Genomic DNA, 4,837 nt, shown 5'->3' with positions numbered 1-4,837 from the left:
CGGGCGGCTCGGTGGCTGCCGCCGCGGCGCGGGCCCGGACCACCGCCAGTGCGGCGGCCAGCTCCTCCGGGGTCGGATTGCCCCGTACGACCTTGATGGTCATGTCGGCTCCCAGCAGGGCTAGAGGGGGATGTTTCCGTGCTTCTTCGGGGGGAGGGATTCCCGCTTGGTGCGCAGTTGACGCAGACCGCGGACGAGGTGGCGGCGGGTTTCGGACGGCATGATCACCGCGTCGACGTAGCCGCGTTCGGCCGCCGTGTAGGGGTTGAGGAGGGTGTCCTCGTACTCCTGGATGAGGCGGGCGCGGACTGCCTCGCGTTCGTCGTCGGGGGCGGCGGCGATGGTGCGGCGGTGGAGGATGTTGACCGCGCCCTGGGCGCCCATGACGGCGATCTGGGCGGTGGGCCAGGCGAGGTTGAGGTCGGCGCCGAGGTGCTTGGAGCCCATGACGTCGTAGGCGCCGCCGAAGGCCTTGCGGGTGATGACCGTGATGAGGGGGACGGTGGCTTCCGCGTAGGCGTAGATCAGCTTGGCGCCTCGGCGGATGATGCCCTCGTGCTCCTGGCCGACGCCGGGAAGGAAGCCGGGGACGTCGACGAAGGTCAGGACCGGGACGTTGAACGCGTCGCACGTGCGGACGAAGCGGGCCGCCTTCTCGGAGGCGTCGATGTCCAGGCAGCCCGCGAACTGCATGGGCTGGTTGGCGACGATGCCGACCGGGTGGCCCTCGACGCGGCCGAAGCCGGTGAGGATGTTCGGCGCGAACAGGGCCTGGGTCTCGAAGAACTCGGCGTCGTCCAGGACGTGTTCGATGACCGTGTGCATGTCGTACGGCTGGTTCGCGCTGTCCGGGACCAGCGTGTCCAGCTCGTGGTCCTCGTCGGTGAGGGTGAGGTCCGCCTGTTCCGGGAACGCCGGGGGTTCGCTGAGGTTGTTCGACGGGAGGTAGGACAGGAGCTGCTTGACGTACTCGATCGCGTCCTTCTCGTCGCCCGCCATGTGATGGGCCACGCCGGAGGTGGCGTTGTGGGTGCGGGCGCCGCCCAGCTCCTCGAAGCCGACGTCCTCGCCGGTGACCGTCTTGATGACGTCCGGGCCGGTGATGAACATGTGCGAGGTCTGGTCGACCATGACCGTGAAGTCGGTGATCGCGGGGGAGTACACCGCGCCGCCCGCGCACGGGCCGACCACGAGGGAGATCTGCGGGATGACGCCGGAGGCGTGGGTGTTGCGGCGGAAGATCTCGCCGTACATGCCGAGGGCCATGACGCCCTCCTGGATGCGGGCGCCGCCGGAGTCGTTGATGCCGATGACGGGACAGCCGGTCTTGAGGGCGAAGTCCATCGCCTTCATGATCTTCTGGCCGAAGACCTCGCCGAGCGAGCCGCCGAGGACCGTGAAGTCCTGGGAGAAGACGGCGACCGGACGGCCGTCGACCGTTCCGTAGCCGGTCACGACACCGTCGCCGTAGGGGCGGTTGTTCTCCATGCCGAAGTCGGTGGAGCGGTGGCGGGCGAACTCGTCGAACTCCACGAAGGAGTCCTCGTCGAGGAGCAGATCGATGCGCTCACGGGCCGTCAACTTGCCCTTGGCGTGCTGCTTCTCCACCGCGCGCTCGGAGCCGGCGTGCGTCGCCTCGTCGATACGGCGCTGCAGGTCCGCGAGCTTCCCCGCGGTCGTGTGAATGTCGATCTGTTCCGGCTCGGACATCGGGATGTGGCTCCCTGCCTGCTCATGGGGACGTGAGGGATCAGTACTTGCTGCTCGGTACGTGCTCGGTACGCGCTGGGTGGTGCTGGGTGGTGCTGGGTACGTGCTCAGAAGTGTGTGGGGTTACTCATCCGTAGCGTAGTGCTGTGCCTACCGTTCGGCAGTGCGGCGTTTACCACACCTAGGGTGGGTTGCATGACGCCGCGAGATGCCTCAGACGACGCTGACGACAAGCCCGGCAGCCGGTGGTCCGACCTGGACCGGCCGCCCCTCAACTCCGCCTCCCTGCGCCGGGCGCTGATCCGGGAGGGCGGGCTGTGGAGTTCCCTGGACGTGCTGCCGGTCATCGACTCCACCAACACCGGCCTCGCGGGGCGCGCCGACCTGCTTCCCGAGGGCGCGGTGCTCGTCGCCGAGGAGCAGAAGGCGGGCCGCGGTCGCCTGGATCGCACGTGGACCGCGCCCGCGCGCTCCGGCCTGTTCTTCTCCGTCCTCCTCAAGCCGGGCGAGGTGCCCGTCGAGCGCTGGGGCTGGCTGCCGCTCCTCACCGGCGTCGCCGTGGCGACCGGGCTGTCCCGGGCCGCCGGAATCGACACGGCACTCAAGTGGCCCAACGACCTGCTGGTGACTGTGGGTGGGCAGGAGCGCAAGGCCGGCGGCATCCTCGCGGAGCGGGCGGGCGCGGAGGGGGTGGTCATGGGCATCGGCATCAACGTCAGCCTGCGGGAGGACGAGCTGCCGGTGCCCACCGCCGGGTCCCTGGCGCTCGCCGGAGCCGTGACCACGGACCGTGATCCGCTGCTGCGGGCCGTGCTGCGGGCGCTGGAGGACTGGTACGGGCGGTGGCGTGCCGCCGGGGGCGACCCTTCGGTGAGCGGTCTCCAGGAGACCTACGCCGCCGGGTGCGCGACCTTGGGGCGGAAGGTGCGCGCCGAACTGCCCGGGGACCGGTCGGTCGTGGGGGAGGCCGTGGCGGTGGACGGGGACGGGCGGCTGGTTCTCGCCACGGCGGACGGCGTGCAGGAGCCGGTGGGGGCGGGGGACATCGTGCATCTGCGGGCCGTGTGACGTGTGGCGACGGTGGGGCTTGGGCACCCGGGGGCCGGTCCGGGCGGGAGTGGGTTGCGCGCTCCGGCGCACGCCGGGTGCCGTGCACCGGAAGGGGTACGCACCCTTCGGCCCACCTGACGGAGTGAGCTGGCGCACACCTGCCGTAGAGTTGAGGCCGGTCGAGTACGTGACCGCGGGAGATCGGAAGGGCAGCAGGAGTGAGCGTCGAGGACACGGGCTCCGGCACGGACGCGGATGACCGCGTGGAGCCGCCCCCCCTCTCGGCTTCGCTCGAGCGGGGAGAGCCCCACGGCGAGGACGCCGATGAGGAGGACCCGCTGGCCCTGCGGCTCGAAGGGCTGATCCTCGGGGCCGAGCGCCGGTACACCCCCTTTCAGGCGGCGCGCAGCGCGGGCGTTTCCATGGAACTGGCGTCCCGTTTCTGGCGGGCCATGGGCTTCGCGGACATCGGCCAGGCCAAGGCCCTGACCGAGGCGGACGTACTCGCGCTGCGGCGGCTCGCCGGCCTCGTGGAGGCGGGGCTGCTGAGCGAGGCCATGGCGGTGCAGGTGGCCCGTTCGACCGGGCAGACCACGGCGCGGCTCGCCGAGTGGCAGATCGACTCCTTCCTGGAGGGCCTGACCGAGCCGCCGGAGCCGGGGATGACCCGGACCGAGGTGACGTATCCGCTGATCGAGCTGTTGCTGCCGGAGCTGGAGGAGTTCCTCGTCTACGTCTGGCGGCGTCAGCTCGCCGCCGCCACCGGGCGGGTCGTGCAGGCCGCGGACGACGAGGAGATGGTCGACCGGCGGCTCGCGGTCTGCTTCGCCGACCTCGTCGGGTTCACGCGTCTCACCCGGCGTATGGAGGAGGAGGAGCTCGGCGAACTGGTCGAGGCCTTCGAGACCACGGCGGCCGACCTCGTGGCGGCGAACGGCGGGCGGCTCATCAAGACCCTGGGCGACGAGGTCCTGTACGCCACGGACGACGCGGGCGTCGCCGCCGAGATCGCGCTGCGCCTCATCGAGACCATGGCCAACGACGAGACCATGCCCGAGCTGCGCGTCGGCATGGCCTTCGGCACGGTGACGACCCGGATGGGCGACGTCTTCGGGTCGACCGTGAACCTCGCGAGCCGGCTCACCTCGATAGCGCCGAAGGACGCGGTCCTCGTCGACGGCGCCTTCGCCGAGGAGCTGACCCGCACGGGCGAGGCCCCCGCCTCCGAGGCCGAGGCCGCCGAAGCCGCGGCCGCCGCGGAGAAGGAGGGTGAGGAACCCCCGACCTACCGCTTCGCCCTCCAGCCCATGTGGCAACGCCCGGTGCGTGGCCTGGGCGTGGTCCAGCCATGGCTGCTCACGCGGAGGCCGGGCAAGGCGTGAGGGCGGGCGCCTCAGGTGGCTGGTCCGGGTCGCCGAGCCGAGCCGTGCCGCTGCTTCGGAGCCGTGCCTGTGCCCGGTGCCTGGCTGCCACCGTCGCCGCGGGTCCTGGTGTCGGCGGGACTTTGCCGCTGTCGTAGCCGGGCGGCTGCCGGTGAGCTTCCTGACGCTGTCGGGCCCGGCCGCCGAGGCCCACGGCCGCCGGACCCCGGTCAGGGGGTGCCCTGTCACCTGCCCAGGGCGTCGTTGACGCAGAGGCCGACGATCGGGACGCACAGGCCCGGCTTCGCGGGCTTCGTGGGGGTTGCCGTGTCGCCAGGCGTGGTCGATGAGTCCTCGGAGTCGGGGGCGGCCGGCTGCTGGGGGGCTGCCGCTGGTGGCCGGGTGGGCGTCGGTGCAGTGGGGCGGGGTGCATCCGGGGTGCGGGCCGCCGGGGGCGTGTCCGGGGCGGGCGGGGTCCTGGACAGGTCGTAGGCGCCGGGGTCGGAGGGGATCTCGACACCGATGTCCGGGGCGGGCGGGACGGTGGAAGGGGCCGGCGTGGGGGCGGTCGCTCCCGGTGACGGCGGCCGTGTCGATGCGGGGTTTTCGCCGCCCATGGGGGTGTCGGCGGTCGGGGTCCCCGCGTCGGGCGAGGGCTCGCCTCCCACGGTCGCACCGGCGTCGGTCGCCTCGTCCGTGACCTCGTCCGCCGCGCT

At 72.0% G+C, this 4,837-nt stretch carries 4 protein-coding genes and 1 pseudogene; 2 read left to right on the top strand and 3 right to left on the bottom strand.

The window, feature by feature from the left end; all coding sequences use genetic code 11:
• Both AWZ10_RS47450 and AWZ10_RS09165 read right to left on the bottom strand, forming a co-directional pair.
• Positions 1-103 (bottom strand): acyl-CoA carboxylase epsilon subunit (locus AWZ10_RS47450; RefSeq protein ID WP_267893566.1); only part of this gene is annotated, 103 nt, incomplete at its 3' end.
• A gap of 17 nt (positions 104-120) precedes the next feature.
• Complete coding sequence (locus tag AWZ10_RS09165; RefSeq protein ID WP_060890836.1) at positions 121-1,710, bottom strand: acyl-CoA carboxylase subunit beta; 1,590 nt, start codon at positions 1,708-1,710, stop codon at positions 121-123.
• A gap of 195 nt (positions 1,711-1,905) precedes the next feature.
• Between AWZ10_RS09165 and AWZ10_RS09160 the strand changes: the two genes are divergently transcribed.
• Positions 1,906-2,778 carry a biotin--[acetyl-CoA-carboxylase] ligase gene (locus AWZ10_RS09160; protein WP_060890835.1) on the top strand — a complete coding sequence of 291 codons (873 nt, stop codon included), beginning with the start codon at positions 1,906-1,908 and terminating at the stop codon, positions 2,776-2,778.
• Between the two features lie 200 nt (positions 2,779-2,978).
• Complete coding sequence (locus tag AWZ10_RS09155; protein ID WP_046706527.1) at positions 2,979-4,142, top strand: adenylate/guanylate cyclase domain-containing protein; 1,164 nt, start codon at positions 2,979-2,981, stop codon at positions 4,140-4,142.
• A gap of 224 nt (positions 4,143-4,366) precedes the next feature.
• Here AWZ10_RS09155 and AWZ10_RS09150 read toward each other — a convergent pair.
• Positions 4,367-4,837: pseudogene (locus AWZ10_RS09150) on the bottom strand (hypothetical protein); the annotation flags it as partial.

Source organism: Streptomyces europaeiscabiei, from assembly GCF_001550375.1.
GTDB classification, from domain to species: Bacteria; Actinomycetota; Actinomycetes; order Streptomycetales; family Streptomycetaceae; genus Streptomyces; species Streptomyces europaeiscabiei.
Note: the sequence above shows the minus strand (reverse complement) of the source record. Positions and strands in the feature narration are given on the sequence as shown.

Excerpts from the sequence above, each read along its gene's own strand:
- AWZ10_RS09165 (WP_060890836.1), bottom strand. The coding sequence starts at position 1,710 with ATGTCCGAGCCGGAACAGATCGACATTCACACGACCGCGGGGAAGCTC.
- AWZ10_RS09160 (WP_060890835.1), top strand. The coding sequence starts at position 1,906 with ATGACGCCGCGAGATGCCTCAGACGACGCTGACGACAAGCCCGGCAGC.